The 25,877-nt window shown below is 73.1% G+C and carries 2 protein-coding genes; both read right to left on the bottom strand.

What is annotated here, in order from left to right:
• Window positions 1-7,650 (bottom strand): non-ribosomal peptide synthetase (locus JS521_RS18955; protein WP_205084162.1); only part of this gene is annotated, 7,650 nt, incomplete at its 3' end.
• A gap of 14 nt (window positions 7,651-7,664) precedes the next feature.
• Window positions 7,665-25,877: non-ribosomal peptide synthase/polyketide synthase (locus JS521_RS18950; protein WP_239487500.1), on the bottom strand; the 18,213-nt coding region annotated here is incomplete at its 5' end.

Raw genomic sequence — 25,877 nt, 5'->3', positions numbered from 1 at the left:
CGCGGCCACCGCCTCCAGCACACCCACCAAACGCCCGGCCAACCGCTCCACCGACACCCGGTCGAACAGATCCACCGAGAACTCCACCGAGCCCGCCAACCCCTCCACCGACTCCGCCAACGTGAACGACAGATCGAACTTCGCCGCGTCGAAGGAGAGGGTTTCGGGAGCGGCACGCAGGCCCGCCAGGTCGAGGGTCGCCTCGCCGGTGTTCTGGAAGGCGAGCATCACCTGGAAGAGGGGGTGACGGGACAGGGAGCGCTCGGGGTTGAGGATCTCAACCAGCCGCTCGAAGGGCACGTCCTGGTTGGCGTAGGCCGCCAGGTCCGTCTCCCGAACGCGCTCCACCAGCTCCCGGAACGTCGGATCACCCGACACATCGGTGCGCAGCACCAGAGTGTTCACGAAGAACCCGACCAGATCGTCGAGCGATTCGTCGGTTCGGCCCGCGATGACGCTTCCCATCGCGATATCCTCGCCTGCCCCGAGCCGGTTCAGCAGCACCGACAGCGCTGCCTGGACCACCATGAACAGGCTTCCGCGGGACTCCCCGGCCAGCTGTTGCAGGCGTTCCTGCGTCTCGCGGGAGACCTGGAACTCCACGGTGTCGCCGCGGTAGCTCATCTTCGGCGGGCGCGGCCGGTCCACCGGCAACGGCAGTTCTTCCGGGAGACCCGCCAACTGGCCACGCCAGTAGTCCACCTGGCGCGACAGCTCACTCACCGGGTCGCTCTCGTCGCCGAGCACCTCACGCTGCCACAACGTGTAATCCGCGTACTGCACCGGCAACGGAACCCACCCCGGCTCCACACCCCCCGCCAAAGCCGCGTAAGCAGAGGACAGATCGCTTGCCAGCGGGGCCAACGACCAGCCGTCACCCGCAATGTGATGCAGCACCACCAACAACACCTGCTCATCCGCAGACACCGTGAACAGGTGCGCCCGCACCGGGATCTCCCGGTCCAGCTCGAACCCCCGCGCCGCCGCCGCGCTCAAGGCCTCCGGCGAGAAGGGAGCCGTCTCCAGCACCGGGCGGGCCTCCTCGGGTGCGAGGACCAGTTGCCGGGGGCGGCCCTCGGTGTCGGGGAAGACGGTGCGCAGGCTCTCGTGGCGGGCCACGACAGCGGCGAGGGCACCCCTCAGCGCGTCCGTGTCCAGCGGGCCGGTGAGCCGGACCGCCATCGGCATGTTGTAGGTGCCGCTGGGGCCCTCGAAGCGGTTCAGGAACCACATACGGCGCTGCGCGTGCGACAGCGGAACCTCCTCCGGACGCTCCCGGACCGTCAGCGCCGCACGCGCCCGGCCCGCATCACCCAGACGCTCCGCCAACGCCGCCACCGTCGGCGCCTCGAACAGCGCGCGTACCGACAGCTCCGCGCCCAGGGACGAACGGACGTGGCTGACCACCCGGGTCGCGAGCAGGGAGTGGCCACCGAGGTCGAAGAAGCCGTCGTCGATGGAGACCGTCTCCAGCCCGAGGACCTGGGCGAAGACTCGGCACAGGGTCTTCTCCTGGGCCGTGCGCGGTGCGCGTCCGCCGATGCCGGCGCGCGGCGCGGGAGCGGGCAGTGCCTTGCGGTCCAGCTTGCCGTTGACCGTGACCGGAAGCCGGTCCAGGGCGACGAACACGGCAGGGACCATGTAGTCGGGCAGCCGCTCGCCGAGGGCGTGGCGCAGCTCCTCGGCCTCGGGCAGCCGTCGGCCGGACGCGGGCACCGCGTAGGCCACGAGTTCCCGGATGCCCGGCCGGTCCTCGCGGACGATCACCGCGGCCTGGGCGATGTCCTCGCGGGCCTCCAGGGCGGCCTGGATCTCGCCGAGTTCGATGCGGAAGCCCCGGATCTTGACCTGGTCGTCGACCCGGCCGAGGCAGTCGATCCGCCCGTCCCTCGTCCAGCGTGCGAGGTCGCCGGTGCGGTACATACGGGAGCCGGGCGGGCCGTAGGGGTCGGCGACGAAACGCTCGGCGGTCAGGTCGAAGCGGCCGAGGTAGCCGCGGGCGAGGCCGGCCCCGGCGATGTGCAGGTCGCCCGCCACCCCGGGCGGCACCGGGCGCAGGAACGCGTCGAGGACGTAGGCGCGGTAGTTGGACAGGGGGCGGCCCACCAGGACCCGGTCGCTCACGTCGATGCGCTGGCCCAGCGCGTCGACCGTCGTCTCGGTCGGGCCGTAGAGGTTGTAGGCGACCAGGTCGTCCAGCGGGGCGAGTTCCTCGCGCAGGGCTTCGCCGAGCGCCTCGCCGCCGAGGCTGACGACCAGCGGCCGGGTCGCCGGGTCGGCGGTCAGCCCGAGGTCGTGCAGCTCCTGGAAGTGGGCGGGGGTGGTGTCGAAGTGGTCGATGCCGCCGACCCGCCGCACCATGTCGAGCAGGGCTGTGGCGTCATGACGTGCCTCGTCGTCGACGACGTGCAGCTCGTGTCCGGCGAGCATCCACAGCAGCGGGTCGAACGCGGCGTCGAAGGAGAACGAGGCGGCGAGCGCGGCACGCAGCGGGCGGCGGTCACCGGCTGCCTCGATCTGCGGGGCGTAGAGGCGGCCGAAGTGGTCGTGGAAGAGGTTCACGATGCTGCGGTGCTCGACGGTGACGCCCTTGGGGCGGCCGGTGGAGCCGGAGGTGTAGATGATGTACGCCGCGTTGTCGGGGCGCAGCGGGCCGCCGCGTTCGTCGTCGGTGAGGTCATGGGCGGGCAGTTCGGCGAGGGCCGGGCCGTGTGTCCGGGCCGGGTCGTCGAGGACCGCGGCGGGCCGGGCGTCCTCGATCATGTGGGCGATGCGGTCCTCGGGGTAGGCCGGGTCGACGGGGACGTACACCGCGCCCGCCTTCATCACGGCGAGCAGGGCCACGATGTGCTCCGGGCCGCGGGGCAGGCGGACGGCCACCGGCTGCTCGGTGCGCACGCCGGTCGCGAGAAGGTGGCGGGCCAGCCGGTTCGCCCGGGCGTTGAGCCGGGCGAAGGTCAGCCGCTGGTCCTGGAAGACCAGGGCGGTGGCGTCCGGGGTGCGGGCGGCCTGCTCCTCGAACAGGCCGGGCAGGGTGGCCTGCGGTACGTCGAGGGCGGTGTCGTTCCAGTCGACGAGGATGCGGTGGCGCTCCTGTTCGGTGAGCACCTCCGCCTCGGAGAGTCGGCGGTCCGGTACGGCGACCAGCTCGCCGGCCATCCGTACCAGCCGGTCCGCCAGGGCGGCGGCGGTCTCGCGGTCGAAGAGGTCCGTGGCGAACTCGATGCCGCCGGCGATGCCTGCGGGGGCGCCCGCCTCGTCGAAGCGCTCCTCCAGAACGACGGAGAGGTCGAAGTTGGAGGTGCTGAGGCCGACTTCCTCGCCGGTGGCGTGCAGTCCGTCGAGGTCGAGGTCGACGGCCGCGTTGTTCTGGAAGGACAGCAGGACCTGGAAGAGCGGGTGGCGGGCCAGGGAGCGCTCCGGGTTGAGGATCTCCACCAGGCGCTCGAAGGGGACCTCCTGGTTGGCGTAGGCCGCGAGGTCCGTCTCCCTAACGCGCTCCACCAGCTGCCGGAACGTCGGATCACCCGACAGGTCGGTGCGCAGCACCAGCGTGTTCACGAAGAACCCGACCAGATCGTCCAGCGCCCCGTCCGTACGGCCCGCGATCACCGTCCCCACCGGAACGTCCTCACCCGCACCCAGCCGGTGCAGCACAGCCGCCAGCACCGCCTGCGCCACCATGAACACACTCGCACCGGAGTGACGGGCGAACTCGCTGATCGCGCGGTGCACTTCGGCCGGGATCTCCAGCTCCACGGTGTCGCCCCGGTAGCTCATCTCCGGGGGGCGGGGCCGGTCGGTGGGCAGACGGAGTTCCTCGGGGACGCCCTGGAGGGTGGTGCGCCAGAAGTCCGCCTGGCGGGCGAGTTCGCTGCCCTGCTCCTTCTCGTCGCCCAGTACCTCGCGCTGCCACAGGGTGTAGTCGGCGTACTGCACGGGAAGCGGCTGCCAGGAGGGCGCGCGGTCCGAGCACCGGGCCCGGTAGGCCTCGCTCAGGTCGCGGGCGAGCGGGGCCATCGACCAGCCGTCCGCGGCGATGTGGTGGACGACGATCAGCAGCACGTACTCGTTGCCGTCGAGCGCGAACAGCCGTGCGTGCACGGGGGTTTGGCAGGTGAGGTCGAAGTCACGGCCCGCGGTGGCGGCGACGGCGGCCGCCAGCTCGTGCTCGGCGACCCCGATGACGGGAAGAGCGGGTACCGCCTCGTCCGCGTCGAGGACGACCTGGTGGGGCCGTCCGTCCGTCTCCGGGAACACTGTGCGCAGGCTCTCGTGGCGGCCGATCACATCGGCGATCGCGGCCCGCAGTTCCCCGACCCGGAGCTCGCCCCGGAGCCGTACGGCCAGCGGCAGGTTGTAGTTGCCTCCGGCGTCCTCGAACCGGTTGAGGAACCAGAGCCGCTGCTGCGCGGGCGACAACGGGACCAGGTCCGGGCGCGGCCCGGCGGTGAGCGGCCGGCGGGCCCGGTCGGCGGTGGCGAGCCGTTCGGCGAACCGGGCCACCGTGGGGGCGTCGAACAGGACGCGTACGGGGATCTCGACGTCGAACGCCGTGCGCACCTGGCTCACCAGACGGGTGGCGAGGAGCGAGTGGCCTCCGAGGTCGAAGAAGCCGTCGTCGATGGAGACGCTCTCCAGGCCCAGGACGGCGGCGAAGAGTTCGCAGAGCTTCGCCTCGCGGGCGGTGCGGGGCGCGCGTCCCGCCTCGTCGGCCCCCTCGGGGGCGGGCAGCGCCCTGCGGTCCAGCTTCCGGTTCGCCGTCAGCGGCAGCTTGTCGAGCGGGACGAAGGCGGACGGCACCATGTAGTCGGGCAGAGCGTCGGCCAGGTGGGCACGGAGCTCCTCCGCCGGGGGAAGCGTCCGCCCGGCGGCGGCCACCGGGTAGGCGACGACGGTCCGGATGCCGGGCCGGTCCTCGCGGGCGACGACGGCGGCCTGTCCGACCGCGGGGTGCGTGCCGAGCGCCGCCTCGATCTCGCCCAGCTCGATGCGGAAGCCGCGGATCTTCACCTGGTGGTCGCTGCGGCCCAGGTAGTCCAGTTCGCCGTCCTCGGTCCACCGCACCACGTCCCCGGTGCGGTACATGCGCGTGCCGGACGGCCCGTAGGGGTCCGCGACGAACCGTTCCCCGGTCAGGCCCGGCCGGTTCAGATAGCCGCGGGCCGTGCACGCCCCGGCGAGGTACAGCTCGCCCGGCACACCGGGGGCGACGGGGCGCAGCGCGCCGTCCAGGACGTAGGCGCGGGTGTTGCGGACGGGGCGGCCGATCGTCGGCCGGGAGGGCCAGTCGTCCGGGTCCGCGGGGAGGGTGGCCGCGGTGACGACATGGGTCTCCGTGGGGCCGTAGTGGTTGTGCAGGCGGCGCCCGCCGCCGTGGTGGAAGTCCCGGATCTGCTTGCTGAGGACGAGCGCTTCGCCCGCCTGCGCCAGATGGGCGAGGGCGGGCAGTTCGCGGCCCTGGCCGATGGCTTCCTCGCACAGCGCGTCGATGACCAGGTTGGGCGCGTACACCTCGGTGACGGCGCGCTCGTCGAGCCACCGCACGAAGGCGGCGGGGTCGCGGCGGATCTCCTCGTCGGGGATGACGAGGGTGCGCCCGGAGAGGGTGGTGGAGAGGATCTCCTGCGCCGAGACGTCGAAGCTGATGGCCGTGAACTGGGCGGTGCGCGAACCGGGTTCGGCCGGGAGAGCGTCCTCGTGCCAGCCGATGAGGTTGGCGAGCGGGGCCCCGGGCATGACGACGCCCTTGGGGCGGCCGGTCGAGCCGGAGGTGTAGATGACGTACGCCGGGGAGAGCGGGGTCAGGGGCGCGGTCCGGTCGCCGTCGTCGAGGTCGGTGTCCCTCGAAGCGGCGAGGGCCCGGACGGTCTCCTCGGTGTCGCACACCAGGTGAGCGGGGCCGGCGTCCCCGGCCGCGGCGGCGATCCGGTCGGCGGTGGCCGTGTCCGTGAGGACGAGGACGGGCTGTGCGTCGTCCAGCATGTGGGCGACCCGGTCGGCCGGGAGCCCCGGGTCGACGGGAAGGTAGGCGGCCCCGGCCTTGAGGACCGCCCACAGGGCGACGACCAGTCCGGTGGACCTGCTCAGGGCGAGGGCGACGGTGCGCTCGGGCCCGACGCCGCGGGTGACCAGCAGCCGGGCCAGCCGGTTGGCGCGGGCGTCGAGTTCGGCGTAGGTGAGGGTGGTGTCGCCGTGCTCGACGGCGACGGCGTCCGGATGGCGGTCGACGGCGCGCCGGAGGAGGGCGGGCAGCGTCTCGAACGGCTCGGGGTGCGCCGTGTCGTTCCACCGGTCGAGGACCAGGGAGCGTTCCTCGGCGGTGAGCAGGTCCCATCGGGCGACTGGGGTGTCCTCCGCCGCCTCGAAGCTGTCCAGCAGCCGGATCAGGGCCTCTCCCACGGCGACGGCGGCATCCGTGTCGAGCACGTCGGGGCGGTGGCTCAGCTCCACGGAGAGGGTCGTTCCCGCGTGGACCATCAGGCTGAGCGGGTAGTGGGTACCCTCGTGGCTCTGTCCGTCGACCACGCCGAGGCCTCCGGCCGCACGGCGCAGCCCCTCGGTGTCCACCGGGTAGTTCTCGAAGACCAGCAGGGTGTCGAACAGTTCGCCGCTGACCGGGGTGAGGCGCTGGATGTCGGCGAGGCCCAGGTACTGGTGGTCCATGAGCCCGGCCTGCTGGTCCTGGAGCCGCTCCAGGAGTGCGCCGAGCGTCTCGGCCGGGTCGAGCGCCACCCGCACCGGCAGGGTGTTGATGAACAGCCCCACCATCGACTCGACGCCCGGGACCTGCGGCGGACGGCCGGAGACCGTACCGCCGAAGACGACGTCCTGCCGGCCCGTGAGGTGGCCGAGGACCATCGCCCACGCCGCCTGGACGACGGTGTTGACGGTGACGCCGCGCTCCCGGGCCCAGCGGGTCAGGGCCTCCGTGCGGCCCTGCGGCAGTTCGACCCGTGCGCGGGCGGGGGCGACCGGTTCCCGGGCCGGGTCCGGTGCGGTGAGCAGCGTCGGCTCCTCCAGCCCGTCCAGCACCTGCTGCCAGGCCTTCTCGGCCGCGGTGCGGTCCTGGGCCGCCACCCAGCCGAGGAACTCGCGGTAGGGGCTGGCGGGCGGCAGCGACGACTCGTCGGCGCCCTTGCTGAACAGGCCGTACAGCGTGAACAGTTCGCCGAGCAGCAGCGCCCTCGACCAGCCGTCGAGCACGATGTGGTGAGCGGTGAGGACGAACCGGTGACGGCCGTCGCCGAGGCCGATCAGGGTGAAGCGGATCAGCGGCGGCCGGGCGAGGTCGAAGCGCCGGGCCCGGTCCTCGGCGACGAGCAGGTCGGCCTCGGCGAGGCGGTCGGCGGGCGTCGGCCCGAACAGTTCGACGGAGTTCCAGGCGGGGGCGAGCTCGGCGGGTATGAGCTGTACCGGCTCGCCGTTCTTCCGGTGGCGGAAGGCTGCCCGCAGTCCGGAGTGACGGCGCAGCACCGCGGCGCAGGCCGCGTGCAGTGCCGTGGTGTCCAGTTCGCCTTCGAGGTCGAGGACGAACTGCATCGTGTAGACGTCCGGTCCCGCCGTGTCGTACTGGGCGTGGAAGAGCAGGCCGTGCTGGAGCGGGGAGAGCGGAAGGATGCCCTCAAGCCGCGGCTTCGACGTGGTCATTTCTCTATCTCCGCTCAGAACCCGAGGTCGTCTTCGAATGCGTCGATCTCGTCCTGGTCGAGATCGAGGAGGGGCGCCACGACGGCCGCCGTCCGCGGTGGCGCGGAGGGGGTCGGTCGGGCCCCGGGGTCGGCCGCGTGGGCGACCAGGGCGCGCAGGGCCAGGAACCAGGCGTCGGCGAGCGCCGCCACCTCGTCCTCGGTGAACAGGTCGCCGGGCCAGGACCAGGAGGCCGTCAGGCGGGGCCCGTCCGGCCGGTCCTGGGTCAGCGCGTTCAGCTCCAGGGCGTGGGCGGCGGGCATCGCGTCGTCGCTGCCGCCCAGTCCGCCGTCGCCGGCGTCCTCGCCGTCGCCCGCGGCGAACCGGCCGAGGTAGTTGAAGCCGATCTGCGGGGTCGGCAGGGCGGCCAGCACCGGCGCCGTCTCGTCGTTGAGATGGCGCAGCAGGCCGTAGCCGGCCCCGTTGTCGGGCAGGGCGGCGAGTTGCCGGGAGACCCGTTCCAGGGCCCGGCCGACGGCAGGCCCGCCGGTCCGGACCGCTTCCCGGTCCGCCTCCGGCAGCGCGGGATCGAGCCGTACGGGGAAGAGGCTGGTGAACCAGCCGACCGTACGCGACACGTCCGCGTCCGGGACGATCCCGGCGAGCAGCTCCTCCCGGCCGTGGCCTTCCAGGTCGAAGAGCACCCCGCCGGCGTGCGGGCGGCCCCGGTCACGGTTCCATTCGGTCACCGCGAGCGCGAAGGCGGTGAGCAGCACGTCGTTGACGCCGGTGCCGAAAGCCGTGGGGACGGTGGTCAGGAGCGGTCCGGTGACATCGGCCGGGAGCGCCACCGTGAGCTGGCGCGCGGTGCCCGCCACGTCCCGGGACGGGTCCAGGGCCCGGGCGCCGAGCGGAGGTTCCGCCGGTCCGGCCAGCATGTCGGTCCACACGGGGAGTTCGGCGGCCCGCTCCGGTGCCGAGGCGGCCACGACGAGACCCCGGGCCCATTGGCGGAACGACGTCCACACGGGTTCCAGGGCGGGTTCCCGGCCCGCGCTGACGGCCTCGTAGGCGGCCAGCAGGTCGGGCATCAGGATGCGCCAGGAGACCCCGTCGACCACGAGGTGATGGACGATCAGCAGCAGTCGGCCGAGCGCGTCAGGACCGGCGTCGAACCAGACGGCCTGCACCATGAGCCCGCGGCCGGGGCTCAGCCGCCGCTGCGCGGCGCGGCCCTCCGTGTCCACCGTCCCGGCCAGCCGCTTCTCGTCCAGTCCGGCGACGTCGACGCGGTGGATCACGTCGGACGCCTTCAGTGCTCCCGGGGCGGGTATCCGCAGGGCCCAGTCGTCGCCGGTCCTGACCAGTTCGGCGCGGAGCGCGTCGTGGTGGTCGAGCACCGCCTGGACGGTCGCGGTGAGCTGCTCCAGGGTGAGATCGCCCGGGACCGGGGACACCACCGACTGGTTGAACCCGTCGACCGCGCCGCCGAGTTCGCGCAGCCAGCGGATGATCGGCGTGCCGGGGGCAGTCCCGAGGGCCGGGTGGTCCCCTTCGGGCTCGGCGAGGATCCGGGTCTCGGCGCTCGCGGGCAGCGCGGCGGCGAGTGCGGCCGGGGTCCGGTGCTGGAAGACCTCGCGGGGGGTGAGCACCAGACCCGCCTGCCGGGCGCGGCTCACCAGCTGGATCGAGGAGATGCTGTCGCCGCCGAGGGTGAAGAAGCTGTCCTCGGGGCCCGCCTCCGGAAGTCCCAGGACCTCGGCGAACAGCGCGCACAGCAGTTCCTCGCGGGGGCCTTCGGCCGCCCGGCCCGCCGGGCCCGCGCCGAGGTCCGGCGCGGGAAGGGCCTTCCGGTCGAGCTTCCCGTTGGTGTTCAGCGGCAGTTCGCCCAGGGCGACGAAGGCGCCCGGGACCATGTAGTCGGGCAGTTCGGCGGCCGCGTACGCCCGCAGGTCGGCGGCGTCGGCCGGTTCACCCGCGGCCACCGTGTAGGCGACGAGCAGCTTGGTGCCGGGGCGGTCCTCCCGGACGACCACGGCGACCCGGGAGACCCGGTCGTGGCGGGCCAGCACCGACTCGATCTCTCCGAGTTCGATACGGAACCCGCGGACCTTCACCTGGAAGTCCGTACGGCCCAGGTACTCCAGTTCGCCGGTGTCGGCCCAGCGGACCAGGTCCCCGGTGCGGTACATCCGGGTGCCGGGCGCGCCGTGCGGGTCGGCGACGAACCGCTCGGCGCTCAGCCCGGGCCGGCCGAGGTAGCCGCGGGCCAGTCCGGCACCCGCGAGATAGAGCTCGCCGGGCACGCCCGGGGCGACGGGGCGCAGGGCTCCGTCGAGGACGTAGGCGCGGGTGCTGCGGATCGGCCGGCCGATCGGCGGTGCGGTGGCGGCGCCGTCCAGGACGGCGGTCGTCGACCAGATGGTCGTCTCCGTCGGTCCGTAGACGTTGACCGACGGCCCGGCCTCGGCCAAGGCCCGGGCCAGCGCGCCCGGCACGGCCTCGCCGCCGACCAGCATCCGCAGCCCGTCCAGGACACCGGGCGTGTGGGCCAGCAGCGTCTGCCAGAGCGAGGGCGTGGCCTGCATCACGGTGCACCCGTGCTCGGTACGGAGACGGGCGAGCGCATCGGGGTCCAGGACCTCGTCCTTGCCCGCGATCACCACTCCGGCTCCGGCGAGCAGCGGGAGGTAGAGCTCCAGGGCCGCGATGTCGAACGACACGGTGGTGACGGCGAGCAGCCGGTCCGTGCCGTCCATCGGAACCCGTACGGACATGTCGGCGAGGAAGTTGTCCAGCGCGTCCCGGGAGATCACCACGCCCTTGGGGCGGCCGGTGGACCCGGAGGTGTAGATCGCGTACGCCGGGTTGCGGCCCTCGGCCGGACGGATGCGCGGCGCCTCCCCGGCCGGTGCGGTGCGGGCCTCGTCGAGCAGCAGCAGCGGGGTGTCGCCGGTGGGCAGCGCGGCGGCGATCGCCGAGCTGGTGAGCAGGAGGGACGGGCGGGCGTCGTCGATGACGTAGCCCAGCCGTTCGGCCGGGTGCTCGGGGTCGAGCGGCACATAGGCCGCACCGGACTTGAGAACCGCCAGAAGGGCGACCAGCAGGCCCGTCGACCTGGGCAGCGCGACGGCGACGTACTTCTCGGGTCCGGCGCCGTTGCGGGCGAGCTCGTCCGCGAGGGCGCCGGACCTGGCGTCCAGCTCGGCGTAGGTGAGGTGTTCGGCACCGGAGACGGCCGCGAGGGCGTCGGGAGCGGATGCGACCTTCTCGGCGAACCGGCTCAGCAGCGTGGGTGCGGTCTCCGTCTCGACCGTGCCGGACCACTCGCCCAGCAGCAACAGCTCCTGTTCGGGGGCGAGCAGCCGCAGGCGGCCCACGGGCTGTTCCGCGTGCTCGGCCGCCTCGCCGAGCAGCCGCAGCAGGCACGCGGCGAGCGCGTCGATCCGGTCCTGGTCGAGCAGGTCGGGACGGTGGGCGAGGTCCAGGCCGAGCGACCGTCCGACGCCGACGGTCAGGCTGAGCGGGTAGTGGGTGCTCTCGTGGTTGTCGCCGCCGACGATGCCGATCCCGCCCGCGGAGCGACGCAGTTCAGCGGCGTCGAGCGGGTAGTTCTCGAACACGACGAGGGTGTCGAAGAGTTCGCCGAGCCCAGCGGTCTGCTGGATGTCGGTGAGGCCGAGGTGCTGGTGGTCCATGAGGCCGGCCTGCTGCTCCTGGAGCCGGTCCAGGAGCGCGCCGAGCGTCTCGGCGGGATCCAGAGAGACCCGTACCGGCAGGGTGTTGATGAACAACCCGACCATGGACTCGATCCCCGCAACCTGCGGCGGGCGGCCGGAGACCGTCCCCCCGAACACCACGTCCTCACGGCCGGTCAGCTGACCCACCACCATCGCCCACGCCGCCTGGACGACGGTGTTGACGGTGACGCCCCGGGCGCGCGCCCAGCGGGCGAGCGCGGCGGTCCGGTCCTCGGACAGCTCCCGCCGGGTCCGGACGACGGGCACCGCGGGACGGGACGGGTCGGGGGCGGCGAGCAGGGTCGGCTCGTCGAGCCCGTCGAGAGCCCGGCGCCACGCGGCCACCGCGGCCGTGCGGTCCTGGCCCGCCACCCACGCGAGGTAGTCGCGGTACGCGGTGACCTGGGGCAGCGCCGTCCCGTCGCCCCGGTTGCCGTACAGCGTGAACAGCTCACCGAGGAAGACCGGCATGGACCAGCCGTCGAGCAGCAGGTGGTGGTGGCTGATGAGCAGCCGGTGCCGGTCGTCCGCCGTGGTCAGCAGGGTGAACCGCATCAGCGGCGGTGCGGTGAGGTCGAACCGCGCGGTCCGGTCCTCGGCCGTGAGCCGTTCGGCGGCCGCGACGCGTTCCGCCTCCGGGAGCGCGGTGAGATCCCGCTCGTGCCAGGGGAGTTCGACGTGTTCGGGGATGACCTGGACGGGTGTGTCCAGCCCTTCGTGCCGGAACGCGGCCCGCAGCCCCGCGTGCCGGGCCAGCAGCGCCTGCGCCGCCGCCCGCAACGCGACCCGGTCCACCACACCCTCGATGTCCAGAGCGAGCTGGACCGTGTACACATCCTCGGCCTGCTCGTCGTACACCGCGTGGAAGAACAACCCCTGCTGGAGCGGAGACAACGGCAGCACATCCGCCAGCCGCCCGTACTCCTCCTCCAGCCCGTCGATCTGCCCCTGCGACACCGACACCAACGGACGCAGATCCGACGGCGTCAGACCACCCACACCCGGACCGGAAACAACCACATGGTCGACAAGCGCCCGCAGAGCCGCGAACCACGCCTCCGCCAACGCCCGCACCTCATCGTCCGAGAACAGCTCCGCCGGCCACGACCAGTCCGCCACCAGACGCGGACCATCGGCTTCGTCGAGCGTCACGGCGTTCACTTCGAGGGCGTGGGCCACCCGTCCCTTCGGGTCGTGGCCGTCGCCGAGGTCGGCGTCCGAGCACAGGGACCAGTCGGCGGCCTCCCCGTCCGGGCCACCGGCCGCACCGAAACGGCCCAGATAGTTGAACCCGATCTGCGGGGAAGGGAGTTGAGAGAGAGCGTTCACCGTGTCCGGGTTGACGTACCGCAGCAGTCCGTAGCCGATGCCGTTGTCCGGCAAGGCGTGCAACTGCTCCTTCACCGCCTTCAGCGCACGGCCCGGATCACTGGTGCCGCCCGCGTCCAGCCGGACCGGGAACATGCTCGTGAACCACCCCACCGTCCGCGAGAGGTCGACGCCCGCGACGACGTCCTCACGGCCGTGCCCCTCCAGGTCCACCAGGACACCCGAGGAAGCATCACCACTCCGCCAGCCCGCCACGGCCTGCGCGAATCCCGTCAGCAGGACATCGTTCACACCCGCCCGGAACGCCGCCCCCACTTCGGTGAGCAGGGGCCCGGTCACCTCGGCCGGAAGCGCCAGGGACAGGTGCCGCACGGTGGCCGCGGTGTCCACGGCAGGGTCCAGCGGGCGAGCGCCCAGAGGCGCGTCGCCATCGGCCACCATCGCCTGCCACAGGGGTAGTTCGGCGGCCCGGTCCTCGGCGAGCGCGCGCAGCTCCCGTGCCCAGCGGCGGAACGACGTTCCCGAGGGCTCCGGTTCAGCGCCCTCGTAGGCGCGGGCCAGGTCGGGGAGCAGGATGCGCCAGGAGATACCGTCCACCACCAGGTGGTGCACCATCAGCAGCAGCCGGCCCGCCTCCGCGAACCACACCGCCCGCACCATCACCCCGGCCTCCGGCGCCAGCCGCAGCCGCGCCGCGCCGGCCGCCGCGCCGATGTCTCCGGCGCCACGGTCCAGCAGCTCCGCGGCCCGTACCGTGCCGGGTCCTGACACCTCCAGGCTCCAGCCGTCCGCGCCGCGCACCAGCCGCGAGCGCAGCATGGCGTGCTGGTCGAGGAGGGTCTGGAGCGCCGCCTCGATCCGCTCGTACGTCGCATCCGCCGGAGTCCGCACCAGCATCGCCTGGTTGAACCCGTCGACCGGGCCGCCCAGTTCCCGCAGCCGGCCAACGATCGGCGTCTCGGGCACCGGGCCGACGGCGTCCGCCGGGTCCTCGGCAGGGGTCTCCGAGGGGGCCGTGGCGACGGCCGCCAGTGCGGCAGCGGTCCGGTGCTGGAACACCTCGCGCGCCGAGAACACCAGTCCGGCCTTGCGGGCCCGGCTCACCAGCTGGATCGAGACGATGCTGTCGCCGCCCAGCTCGAAGAAGCTGTCATCGGCCGACACGTCCGCCACGCCCAGCAGTTCGGCGAAGAGCCCGCACAGCACCTCCTCGCGTCCGGTGCGCGGCGGCCGTCCGGCGCCCGTGCCGCTGACCGGCTCCGGGGCGGGCAGCGCGCGCCGGTCCAGCTTGCCGTTCGCGGTGAGCGGCAGCTCGTCCAGCGCCACGAAGGCGGAGGGGACCATGTAGGCGGGGAGCGCCTGGGCCACATGGGCGCGAGCCGCCTCGGTGTCCAGGTGGCCGGTGCGCGGCACCACGTAGGCGACGAGCCGCCGGATGCCGGGACGGTCCTCGCGTACCACCACGGCGGCCCGGGCCGCTCCTTCGTAGTGGGAGAGCACGGACTCGATCTCGCCCGGCTCGATCCGGAATCCGCGCACCTTGACCTGGTCGTCGGTACGGCCCAGGTACTCCAGGGCTCCGTCGCGGGTCCGCCGCACGATGTCGCCGGTCCGGTACATCCGCGCGCCCGCCGGCCCGTACGGATCGGCGACGAACCGCTCCGCCGTCAGGTCCGGTCGGCCCAGGTACCCCCGGGCCAGTCCGGCCCCGGCGATGTACAGCTCGCCCGCCACTCCCGGAACGACCGGTCGCAGCGCCTCGTCCAGGACCTGCACGCGGGAGTTGCCGACAGGGCGGCCCAGGAAGGGGAGGTCCGACTCCGTGGTCCGCGCGGTCAGCGCGTCGACGGTGGTCTCGGTGGGCCCGTACAGGTTGCAGCCGGTGATGCCGGGGGTTTCCGCCAGCTCCTGCCACAGGCTCCGGCTCACGGCCTCGCCGCCGAGGGCGAGGATGCGGGGCCGGGCTTCCGGATCCCGGACGAGGCCCTCCTCGATGAGCTGTTCCGCGTAGGAGGGGGTCAGCTCCATGAAGTCGATGCCCTGTTCGCGTACGTAGCCGATCAGCGCCGCCGGTTCGCGGCGGGTGTCGTCGTCGACGAGGTGGAGTTCGTGTCCGGCCACCATCCACAGCAGCGGGTCGAGGGAGGCGTCGAAGGACACGGCTGCGGTGAGAGCCGCGCGCAGCGGCCGGCCCGCCTCGGCGGCCTGCGCCGCGTACAGCTCCCCGAAATGGTGGTGGTACAGGTTGGCCAGGCTCCGGTGGGCGACCACGACTCCCTTGGGGCGGCCGGTGGAACCGGAGGTGTGGATGACGTAGGCCGGGTGGTCGGGCCGCAGCGGAACGGTCCTCACGGAGTCGTCGGGCGCGGTCCCGGGCAGCTCCGCGAGCGCCTCGGCGACGGCGGGTGCGTCGAGTTCGACGCGGATGCCGCCCCGGTCGGCGGGGATCGTGCCGCCGGTCTCCCGGGTGGTGATCAGGGCGTCGGCGCGTGCTTCGCGCAGGACCAGGGCGATCCGGTCCGCCGGAAGCGACGGGTCGAGGGGCACCTGGGCGGCGCCCGACTTGGCGACGGCGAGGAAGGCGACGACGAGATCCGCCGTACGGGGCAGGGCCACGGCCACATACCTCTCCGGGCCCATGCCGTGGGCGATGAGGAGACGCGCCAGCCGGTTCGCCCGGTCGTCGAGCTCGGCGAAGGTCAGCCGGGTGTCCCCGGCGACGAGCGCGGTGGCGTCCGGGGTGCGGGCGGCCTGCTCCTCGAAGAGTTCCGGCCAGGTCGTCGCGGGGATGTCCCGGACGGTGCCGGTCCCCTCCGCGAGCGCCCGGTGGCGTTCCTCGTCGGTGAGCAGCCGGACCGACGACAGCCGCAGGTCCGGGTCGGCGATCAGCTCGCCGGCCAGGCGGACCAGGCGGTCCGCCAGTTCCCGGACGGTCTCCGGGTCGAACAGGTCGGTCGCGAACTCGATGCGCCCGCCGATGCCGTCCGGATCGCCGTCGTCCGTCCACCGCTCGGCCAGCTGGACGGACAGGTCGAACTTGGCGCCGTCCACGGTGGTGTCGAAGGGATCGACGCGCAGACCCCCCAGGTCGAGGGAGGCCTCCGCGTTGTTCTGGAGGGAGAGCATGACCTGGAACAGCGGGTGCCGGGCGAGGGAGCGCTCCGGCTTCAGCAGTTCGACCAGGCGCTCGAAGGGCACGTCCTGGTGGGCGTAGGCCGCGAGGTCCGTCTCCTGCACCCGGGCCACCAGCTCACGGAAGGTGGGGTCGCCGGAGACGTCGGTGCGCAGCACGAGGGTGTTGACGAAGAAGCCGACCAGGTCGTCCAGGGCATCGTCCGTGCGGCCGGCGATCGGCGATCCGATCGGGATGTCCGCACCCGCGCCGAGGCGGTGCAGCAGGGTGGCCAGGGCCGCTTGCACGACCATGAAGACGCTGGCCCGGCTGTCCCGGGCGAACCGGGCGAGCGGTGCGTGGACGGCGGCCGGGATCTCCAGGGGGACGGTGGCGCCGCGGAAGCTCGCCTCGGCCGGGCGCGGCCGGTCGGTGGGCAGGGACAGTTCCTCCGGCAGCCCGGCGAGGGTGTGCTGCCAGAACGCCGTCTGGCGGGCGAGGCCGCTGCCGGGGTCGTCCTCGTCGCCGAGCAGGTCGCGCTGCCAGAGGGTGTAGTCGGCGTACTGAACGGGAAGCGGCTGCCATGCGGGGGCGGCGCCGCGGGTCCTGGCCGTGTAGGCCGCGCCCAGGTCGCGGGCGAGCGGGGCCATGGACCAGCCGTCCCCGGCGATGTGGTGGACGACGACGAGCAGGACGTGTTCGTCCTCCGCGACCCGGAACAGACGGGCCCGTACCGGCGGTTCGGCGGCCAGGTCGAAGTCCTGGGCCGCGGCGGCGGCCAGGTTCCGGGCGTCGTACGGGGACACGGGCAGTTCGGGGCGGGCCTGTTCGGCCGCCAGGACCAGCTGGCGCGGCCGTCCGTCCGTGTCGGGGAAGACGGTGCGCAGGCTCTCGTGCCGGGCCACCACGTCACCCAGCGCGGCGTGGAGGGCGTCCGGGTCGAGGTCGCCGGTGAGGCGGACCGCCAGGGGCAGGTTGTAGGTGCCGTTGCGCTGCTCGAAACGGTTCAGGAACCACAGCCGCCGCTGGGCCGGGGAGAGCGGCACGGCCTCCGGGCGCACCCGGGCCACCAGGGCGGGCCGGGCCGCCTCGGTGTCGCCGAGCTGTTCGGCGAGGGCGGCGACCGTCGGGCTCTCGAAGAGGGTGCGGACGGCGAGTTCGGCGCCGAAGAGCGTACGTACCCGGCTGACCAGGCGGGTGGCGAGCAGGGAGTGGCCGCCGAGGTCGAAGAAGCTGTCGTCGACGGAGACGCGTTCGACGCCGAGGATCTCGGCGAACAGGGTGCAGAGCGTCTCTTCGTTCCTGGTGCGGGGCGCCCGGCCCGCGCCGGCCTCGGCCCCGAAGTCGGGGGCGGGCAGCGCACGGCGGTCCAGCTTGCCGTTCGGGTTGAGCGGCAGGGCGTCCAGGAACAGGAACGCGGAGGGGACCATGTACTCCGGGAGCGCAGCGGCGACATGCTCCCGCAGACCGGTCGCGTCCACCCCCGCCCCTTCGCCGAGAACCGTGTACGCCACGATCCGCTGGTCACCCGGGCGGTCCTCCCGCACCACCACCGACGCCTGAACGACACCGGCGTGACCCGCCAGCACCGCCTCGATCTCACCCAACTCGATACGGAAACCACGCACCTTCACCTGGTCGTCCGTACGGCCCAGATACTCGATCCGGCCTTCCGCACTCCACCGCACCAGGTCACCCGTGCGGTACATCCGACCGCCCGCCGGACCGAACGGATCGGCGACGAACCGCTCACCCGTCAGCCCCGGACGGCCCAGATACCCCCGCGCCAGACCCGAACCGGAGAGATAGAGCTCTCCCGGGACGCCCGGCGGCACCGGGCGCAGCCCGGCGTCCAGGACGTGGGCGCGGGTGTTGTGCAGGGGCCTGCCGATCGGCGGCGTGCGGTGGACGTCCGTGCTGTCGCCGTACCAGGCGGTGGCGTAGACGGTGGCCTCGGTGGGGCCGTAGATGTTGGCGATCGTGCTGCCGGGTACGGCGGCACGGATGGTGTTGGCCGTGTGGGCGGACAGCCCCTCACCGGCGAGGACCACGAGATCCGCGCCGAAGCAGGCCGTACCGCCCTGGCCGACGGTGTGCGCCAGCGCCGAGGGCACCGCGCTGACCAGGCTGTACGTGCGTCCCGGGGGGCCTTCCAGCAGGGCGAGCACATCGCGGACGACCTCGATGCGGCCACCGCTGAGCAGCGGCCCGAACATCTCGAAGACGGAGACGTCGAAGTTGAGCGAGGTCGCGGCGAGGACGTCGGACAGCCGCTCGGGCCCGATGTCGGCCACCGCCCAGGCCGCGAGGTCGGCGACGCTGCGGTGGGCGACGACGACGCCCTTGGGGCGGCCGGTGGAGCCGGAGGTGTAGATCACGTAGGCCGGGTGGTCCGGGGTGAGCGGGCGGACCCGGTCCGCGTCGGCCGGAGCGGTCTCCGGCAGCCCCGCCAGCTCGCCGACCAGTTCCGGGGCGTCGAGCAGCAGCGCTTCGGTGCCCGGCGGAAGGGCGCCGGCCGCCTCCTCGGTGGTGAGCACCAGCGCCGGCCGGGCGTCGGTGAGCATGAAGGCGATGCGGTCGGCCGGGTACTGCGGGTCGACCGGCAGATAGGCCGCGCCGGACTTCAGTACGGCGAGCAGCGCGACGATCATGTCGGCGGAGCGCGGCAGGGCCAGGGCGACGAACTGCTCGGGGCCCGCGCCGCGTTCGATCAGCAGATGGGCGAGCCGGTTGGCGCGCCGCTCCAGCTCCGCGTAGTCCAGCTCGTGACCGGCGTGGCCGACCGCCGGGCGGCCGGGGGTGCGGGCCGCCTGGGCCTGGAAGAGCTCGGGCAGGGTGGCGGGCGGGACGTCCCGGTGGGTGTCGTTCCACTCGGTGAGCACCCGGTGCCGCTCCTGGCCGGTGAGCACGTCGACGGAGCCGATACGCGTGTCGGGGGCTTCGGTCACGGCGGCGAGCAGGCGCCCCAGCCGGTCGCCGACGGACTCGACGGTCGTCCGGTCGAACAGGTCGGCGGAGAACTCGACGACTCCGCGCAGCCCGGCCGGTCCGCCGTCCGCGGCGAAGGTCTCCTCCAGCGAGAACAGCAGGTCGAACTTGGCGGCCGCGAGCCCGACGGGCAGCGCCGTCGCCCGTACGCCGTCGAGGTCGAGGGTGGCCTCCGCGTTGTTCTGGAAGGCCAGCATGACCTGGAAGAGCGGGTGGCGGGCGAGCGAGCGGGCCGGGTTGAGGATCTCCACGAGCCGTTCGAAGGGCACGTCCTGGTTGGCGTAGGCCGCCAGGTCCGTCTCCCGTACGCGCTCCACCAGCTCCCGGAACGTCGGATCACCCGACAGGTCGGTGCGCAGCACCAGCGTGTTGACGAAGAACCCGACGAGGTCGTCGAGCGCCTCGTCCGTACGGCCGGCGATCACGCTGCCGAGCGGGATGTCGTCGCCCGCTCCGAGGCGGCCGAGCAGGGATGCCAGCGCCGCCTGGACCACCATGAAGACGCTCGCGCGGCTCTCCCGGGCGACGGCGACGATGCGCGCGTGGACCTCTGCGGGCAGGTGGAGCGGGATGCTCTCGCCGCGGTGGCTGGCCTCGGCCGGGCGCGGCCGGTCCACCGGCAGGGACAGCTCTTCCGGCAGGCCCGCGAGGGCGGTCCGCCAGTACCCGGCCTGCCGGGCCAGCGGGCTGTCCGGGTCGCTCTCGTCGCCGAGGACCTCCTGCTGCCAGAGCGTGTAGTCGGCGTACTGCACCGGGAGCGGCTGCCAGGCGGGGGCCCGGCCGCCGCGCCGGGCGTCGTGGGCGAGGCCGAGGTCGCGGGCGAAGGGCGCCATGGACCAGCCGTCACCGGCGATGTGGTGGACCACGGCGACCAGAACGTGCTCGGTGTCGGAGAGCCGCAGCAGCCGGGCGCGCAGCGGCGGTTGTGCGGCGAGGTCGAAGCCCTCGGCTGCGGCTTCGGCGATCGCTGCGTCGAGCCGGTCCGCGGTGACGTCCGTCATCGGCAGGGCGGGCCGGGCGGCCCCGGCGTCCAGCACCTGCTGCCGGGGGCGGCCGTCGACCTCGGGGAAGACGGTGCGCAGGCTCTCGTGCCGGGCCACCACGTCACCCAGCGCGGCGTGGAGGGCGGCCCGGTCGAGGTCGCCGGTGAGCCGGAGGACCAGCGGCAGGTTGTAGGTGGCGCTCGGGCCCTCGAAGCGGTTCAGGAACCACAGCCGGCGCTGGGCCGGGGACAGCGGTATCTCCTCGGGCCGCTCCCCGGCGGTCAGCGCCGTGCGCGCCCCGCCGGCCGCGACGACCCTGCCTGCGAGGGCGGCCACGGTGGGCGCCTCGAACAGCGCGCGGACGGCGATCTCGACGTGGAAGACGGAGCGGATCCGGCTGACCAGGCGGGTGGCGAGCAGGGAGTGGCCGCCGAGGTCGAAGAAGCTGTCGTCGACGGAGACGGCCGGCAGGCCCAGCACCTCGGCGAACAGTCCGGCGAGGATCTCCTCCTGGGCGTTGGCCGGGGCGCGGCCGGAGCCGTCGCCCCGTTCGGGGGCGGGCAGCGCTCTGCGGTCGACCTTGCCGTTGCCCGTGAGCGGCAGCGTGTCGAGGATGGCGAACGCGGAGGGGACCATGTACTCCGGGAGCGCCGCGGCGACATGCTCCCGCAGCACCGCCGCGTCGATCCCGGCTCCTTCGCCGAGAACCGCGTACGCCACGATCCGCTGATCACCCGGGCGGTCCTCCCGCACCACCACCGACGCCTGAACGACACCGGCATGACCCGCCAGCACCGCCTCGATCTCACCCAACTCGATACGGAAACCACGCACCTTCACCTGGTCGTCCGTACGGCCCAGATACTCGATCCGGCCTTCCGTGTTCCACCGCACCAGGTCACCCGTGCGGTACATCCGACCGCCCGCCGGACCGAACGGATCGGCGACGAACCGCTCACCCGTCAGCCCCGGACGGCCCAGATACCCCCGCGCCAGACCCGAACCCGCGATGTACAGCTCGCCCGCGACCGTCGCGGGAACCGGGCGCAGGGCCGCGTCCAGGACATACACCCGCATGCCGTCCAGCGGACGGCCGATGGGCACGGCGGGCGGCACCTCGGAGGCCGATCCCATCCGGTAGGTGGTGGCGAACGTGGTGGTCTCGGTCGGGCCGTAGCCGTCGACCAGCACCAGTCCGGGGCATGCCTCCAGCACGCGCCGCGCCGCCGCCGCGGGGACCACGTCCCCACCGGTCCACACCTGGCGGAGCCGGGCGAGGCAGCCGGGCCCCTCCTCAGCGATCAGCCGGAACAGGCCGGCGGTCAGCCACAGGGCGGTGACCCCGTGCCGGTCGGTGATCTCACGCAGGGCCACCGCGTCGAGGTCGCCGGGCGGGGCGACGACGACCCGGCCGCCGCCGAGCAGCGGAACCCACACCTCGTAGGTGGACGCGTCGAACGCGGTCGGCGAGTGCAGCAGCACCCGCTCGTGGCCCTCCTCGAAGCGGCTCGCGGCAGCGAGCTCGGCGATGTCCCGGTGGGTGACGCCCACCCCCTTCGGCACCCCGGTGGACCCGGAGGTGAACATGACGTACGCGAGCTGTTCCGGACGCACGTCCACACCCGGGTCGTGCGTCGGCGCCCCGGTCTCGTCCAGCGCGGCCCGCGCCTCGATCACCGTCAGCCCGGCGGCAGCGCCGGGAACGGCGTCGGCCGAGTCGACGAGCACGACCGCGGCGGCCGTCCCGGCGAGGATCTGCTCGATCCGGCTCTCCGGGAACCGGGCGTCGAGCGGTACGTAGGCGCCGCCCGCCTTCAGTACGGCGAGGAGCGCCGCCACCAGGTCGGGTGACCGCTCCATGGAGACCGCGACCCGGTCCTCGGGCCGCACCCCCGCGGCGAGCAGCCGGTGCGCCAGCCGGTTGGCCCGCGCGTCGAGTTCGCCGTACGAGAGGCTGCCCGTGTCGTCGACGACGGCGGGGGCGGACGGCGACCAGGCGGCGAGGTCGCCGAAGAGGGCGGGGACCGCCCGGTCGTCGTGCTCGACGGCCTCGCCGTCGTTCCAGGTGACGAGCAGCTTCTCGCGCTCGTCGTGGCCCAGCAGGGAGATCCGGCCCACCGGCAGGTCGAAGGTGTCGGCCGCGTTCTCCAGGAACCGGACGAACCGGTCCAGGAGCACCGTGGCGCCGGCGGACGCGAACAGGTCGGTACGGAAGTCCAGCCGCAGGTGCAGACGTTCCCCGGGGACGGCGGTGAGGATCAGCGGGTAGTGCGTGGCGTCGTGGCCCTCGATACCCGTGACCGTGAGCCCGTCACCGGTCTCCAGCACGTCCGCGTCGAGCGGGTAGTTCTCGAACACGACGAGGGTGTCGAAGAGTTCGCCGAGCCCAACGGTCTGCTGGATGTCGGTGAGGCCGAGGTGCTGGTGGTCCATGAGGCCGGCCTGCTGCTCCTGGAGCCGGTCCAGAAGCGCGCCGAGCGTCTCGGCGGGATCCAGGGAGACCCGTACCGGCAGGGTGTTGATGAACAACCCGACCATGGACTCGATCCCCGCAACCTGCGGTGGACGGCCGGAGACCGTACCCCCGAACACCACGTCCTCACGGCCCGTCAGCTGACCCACCACCATCGCCCACGCCGCCTGGAACAGGGTGTTGAGGGTGACGCCACCGGTGCGGGCACGTGCGGTGAGCCGCTCGGTGAGCGCGGCCGGAAGGTCGAGGGTGACCCGGTCGGGTGCGGCCGGACTGCCGTCCCGGCCGCCGGGTGCGACGAGGGTCGGCTCGTCGAGCCCGTCGAGCACCTGACGCCAGGCGGCCGTGGCGGCGGCCCGGTCCTGGCCCGCGACCCAGGTCAGGTAGTCACGGTTGGGGGTGACCCGGGGCAGACGGGTGCCGTCGCCCTGGCGGGTGTAGAGCGTCAGCAGCTCCTTGACCAGGACCGGCATGGACCAGCCGTCGAGGAGGATGTGGTGGTTGGTGATCACCAGACGGTGCCGGTCGGCCGCGGTGGACAGCAGCGCGAAGCGCATCAGCGGGGGCCGGGCCGGGTCAAAGCGAACGGCACGGTCCTCGTCCGTCCAGCGGCGTACGGCGGTCTCGCGATCGGCCTCCGGGATGTCGGTGAAGTCGCACTCCTGCCAGGGAAGTTCGGTGTGATCCGGGATGACCTGGACGGGTGTGTCCAGCCCTTCGTGCCGGAACGCGGCCCGCAGCCCCGCGTGCCGGGCCAGCAGCGCCTGCGCCGCCGCCCGCAACGCGACCCGGTCCACCACACCCTCGATGTCCAGAGCGAGCTGGACCGTGTACACATCCTCGGCCTGCTCGTCGTACACCGCGTGGAAGAACAACCCCTGCTGGAGCGGAGACAACGGCAGCACATCCGCCAGCCGCCCGTACTCCTCCTCCAGCCCGTCGATCTGCCCCTGCGACACCGACACCAACGGACGCAGATCCGACGGCGTCAGACCACCCACACCCGGACCGGAAACAACCACATGGTCGACAAGCGCCCGCAGAGCCGCGAACCACGCCTCCGCCAACGCCCGGACCTCATCGTCCGAGAACAGCTCCGCCGGCCACGACCAGTCCGCCACCAGACGCGGACCATCGGCGTGGTCCTGGGTGACGGCGTTGAGGTCGAGGACATGGGTGAGGCGCATGCCCGGGTCGCGGCCGTCGCCGAGGTCGGCGTCCGAGCACAGCGACCAGTCAGCGGCCTCGGCCCCCGGACCACCGGCAGCATCGAAACGGCCGAGGTAGTTGAACCCGATTTGCGGGGAGGGGAGTTGAGCCAGCTCCTGGGACGTGTCCGGGTTGACGTACCGCAGCAGTCCGTAGCCGATCCCGTTGTCCGGGAGAGCACGCAGTTGCTCCTTCACCGCCTTCAGCGCACGGCCCGGATCACTGGTGCCGCCCGCGTCCAGCCGGACCGGGAACATGCTCGTGAACCACCCCACCGTCCGCGAGAGGTCGACACCCGCGACGACGTCCTCACGGCCGTGCCCCTCCAGGTCCACCAGGACACCCGAGGAAGCACCACCACTCCGCCAGCCCGCCACGGCCTGCGCGAATCCCGTCAGCAGGACATCGTTCACACCCGCCCGGAACGCCGCCGGGACCTTCGTCAGCAGGGGCGCGGTCACCTCCACAGGGAGAACCAGGGACAGGTGCCGCACGGTGGACGCGGTGTCCACGGCAGGGTCCAGCGGGCGAGCGCCGAGCGGGGTGTCGTCACCCGCGAGCACGGAGCGCCACAGGGGGAGTTCGAGGGCCCGGTCCTCGGCGAGGGCGCGCAGGTGCTGCGCCCAGCGACGGTACGGGGTGCCCACCGGGTCGAGGTCGGCACCGGCGTACGCCTGGGCCAGGTCGGGGAGCAGGATGCGCCAGGAGATACCGTCCACCACCAGGTGGTGCACCATCAGCAGCAGCCGGCCCGCCTCCGCGAACCACACCGCCCGCAGCATCACCCCGGCCTCCGGCGCCAGCCGCAGCCGCGCCGCCGCAGCGGCCGCGCCGATGTCGCCCGCACCGGTGCGCAGGATGTCGGCCGCCCGGACCGCGCCGGGTGCGGGAATGTCCAGTGTCCAGGTGCCGTCGCCCTGGACCAGCCGCCGCGCACGCAGGGCGTCATGGTGGTCGAGGAGCACCTGGAGCGCCGCCTCGATCCGCTCGTACGAAGCACCCTCCGGCGTCCGCACCAGCATCGTCTGGTTGAACCCGTCGACCGGGCCGCCCAGTTCACGCAGCCAGCCCACGATCGGCGTCTCGGGCGCCTCGCCGCGTCCCGCCTCCGGGTCCTCGGCCGCCGGCGAGGTCAGCGCCTCGGCGACAACGGCCAGAGCGGCCGGCGTTCGGTGATGGAAGACGTCACGGGGAGAAAGGGCGAGCCCGGCCTTCCTGGCCCGGCTCACCAGCTGGATCGAGATAATGCTGTCGCCGCCCAGCTCGAAGAAGCCGTCGTCGGCCGACACGTCCTCCACACCCAGCAGTTCGGCGAAGATGCCGCACAGGATCTCCTCCACCGGGGTGCCGGGCCGCCGTCCGCCGCCCGTTCCGGTGAACTCGGGTGCGGGGAGGGCCTTGCGGTCCAGCTTGCCGTTGACCGTCAACGGCAGGGCGTCCAGCACGACGAACGCCGAGGGCACCATGTAGTCGGGCAGCCGGCCCGCCACATCCGCCCGGACCGCACCCACGTCCACACCGGCATCCGCGTCGGCGGGGACGATGTAGGCGACCAGGCGCTTCACCCCGGGGCGGTCCTCCCGCGCCACCACCGCGGCCTGCCCCACCGCGGGAACAGCACCGACAGCCGTCTCGACCTCGCCCAGCTCGATACGGAAGCCCCGCACCTTGACCTGGTCGTCCGCACGCCCCAGGAACTCCAGCTCGCCAACCGCTGTCCACCGGACCACGTCGCCTGTGCGATACATCCGGCCGCCGGACCGGTCGAACGGGTCCGCGACGAACCGCTCAGCGGTCAGTCCCGCGCGTCCCAGATAGCCCCGCGCCAGACCCGCACCCGACACATACAGCTCACCGGGCACCCCGACCGGCACCGGACGAAGCCCGCCGTCCAGCACCCGCACCCGGGTATTGGGCACAGCCGTACCGATCACCGGGACACCCGAGCCCGCCACCAGCGGACCGGAGGTCGTCGCCATGACCGTCGACTCCGTCGGACCGTAGGCGTTGACGAGGCGGCGGCCGGGGGCCCACCGGTCCACCAGCTCCGCCGAGGCCGCGTCACCCCCGACCACCAACGACCGCAGGAACGGATACTCACCCGCAGGAACACTCGCCAGAGCCACCGGCGGAATCAACGCGTGCGAGACCTCCAGCGAGTCCAGCACCTCCGCCAGCACCTCACCCGCCAACGGACCCTCAGGGCCCACCACCAGCGCAGCACCCGCAGCAAACACCATCACCAGCTCCAACACCGAAGCATCGAAACTCGGCGAGGCGAACTGCAACACACGGCTGTGGCTGTCGACGGCGAACCGCTCGACCTCCGCCAGCGCGAAACTCGCCAGCCCCGCGTGGGAGACCACCACACCCTTCGGCCGGCCCGTCGAACCCGACGTGTAAATCACATACGC

The sequence above is a fragment of the Streptomyces durocortorensis genome (genome assembly GCF_016901035.1).
Taxonomy (GTDB): domain Bacteria; phylum Actinomycetota; class Actinomycetes; order Streptomycetales; family Streptomycetaceae; genus Streptomyces; species Streptomyces durocortorensis.
Note: the sequence above shows the minus strand (reverse complement) of the source record. Positions and strands in the feature narration are given on the sequence as shown.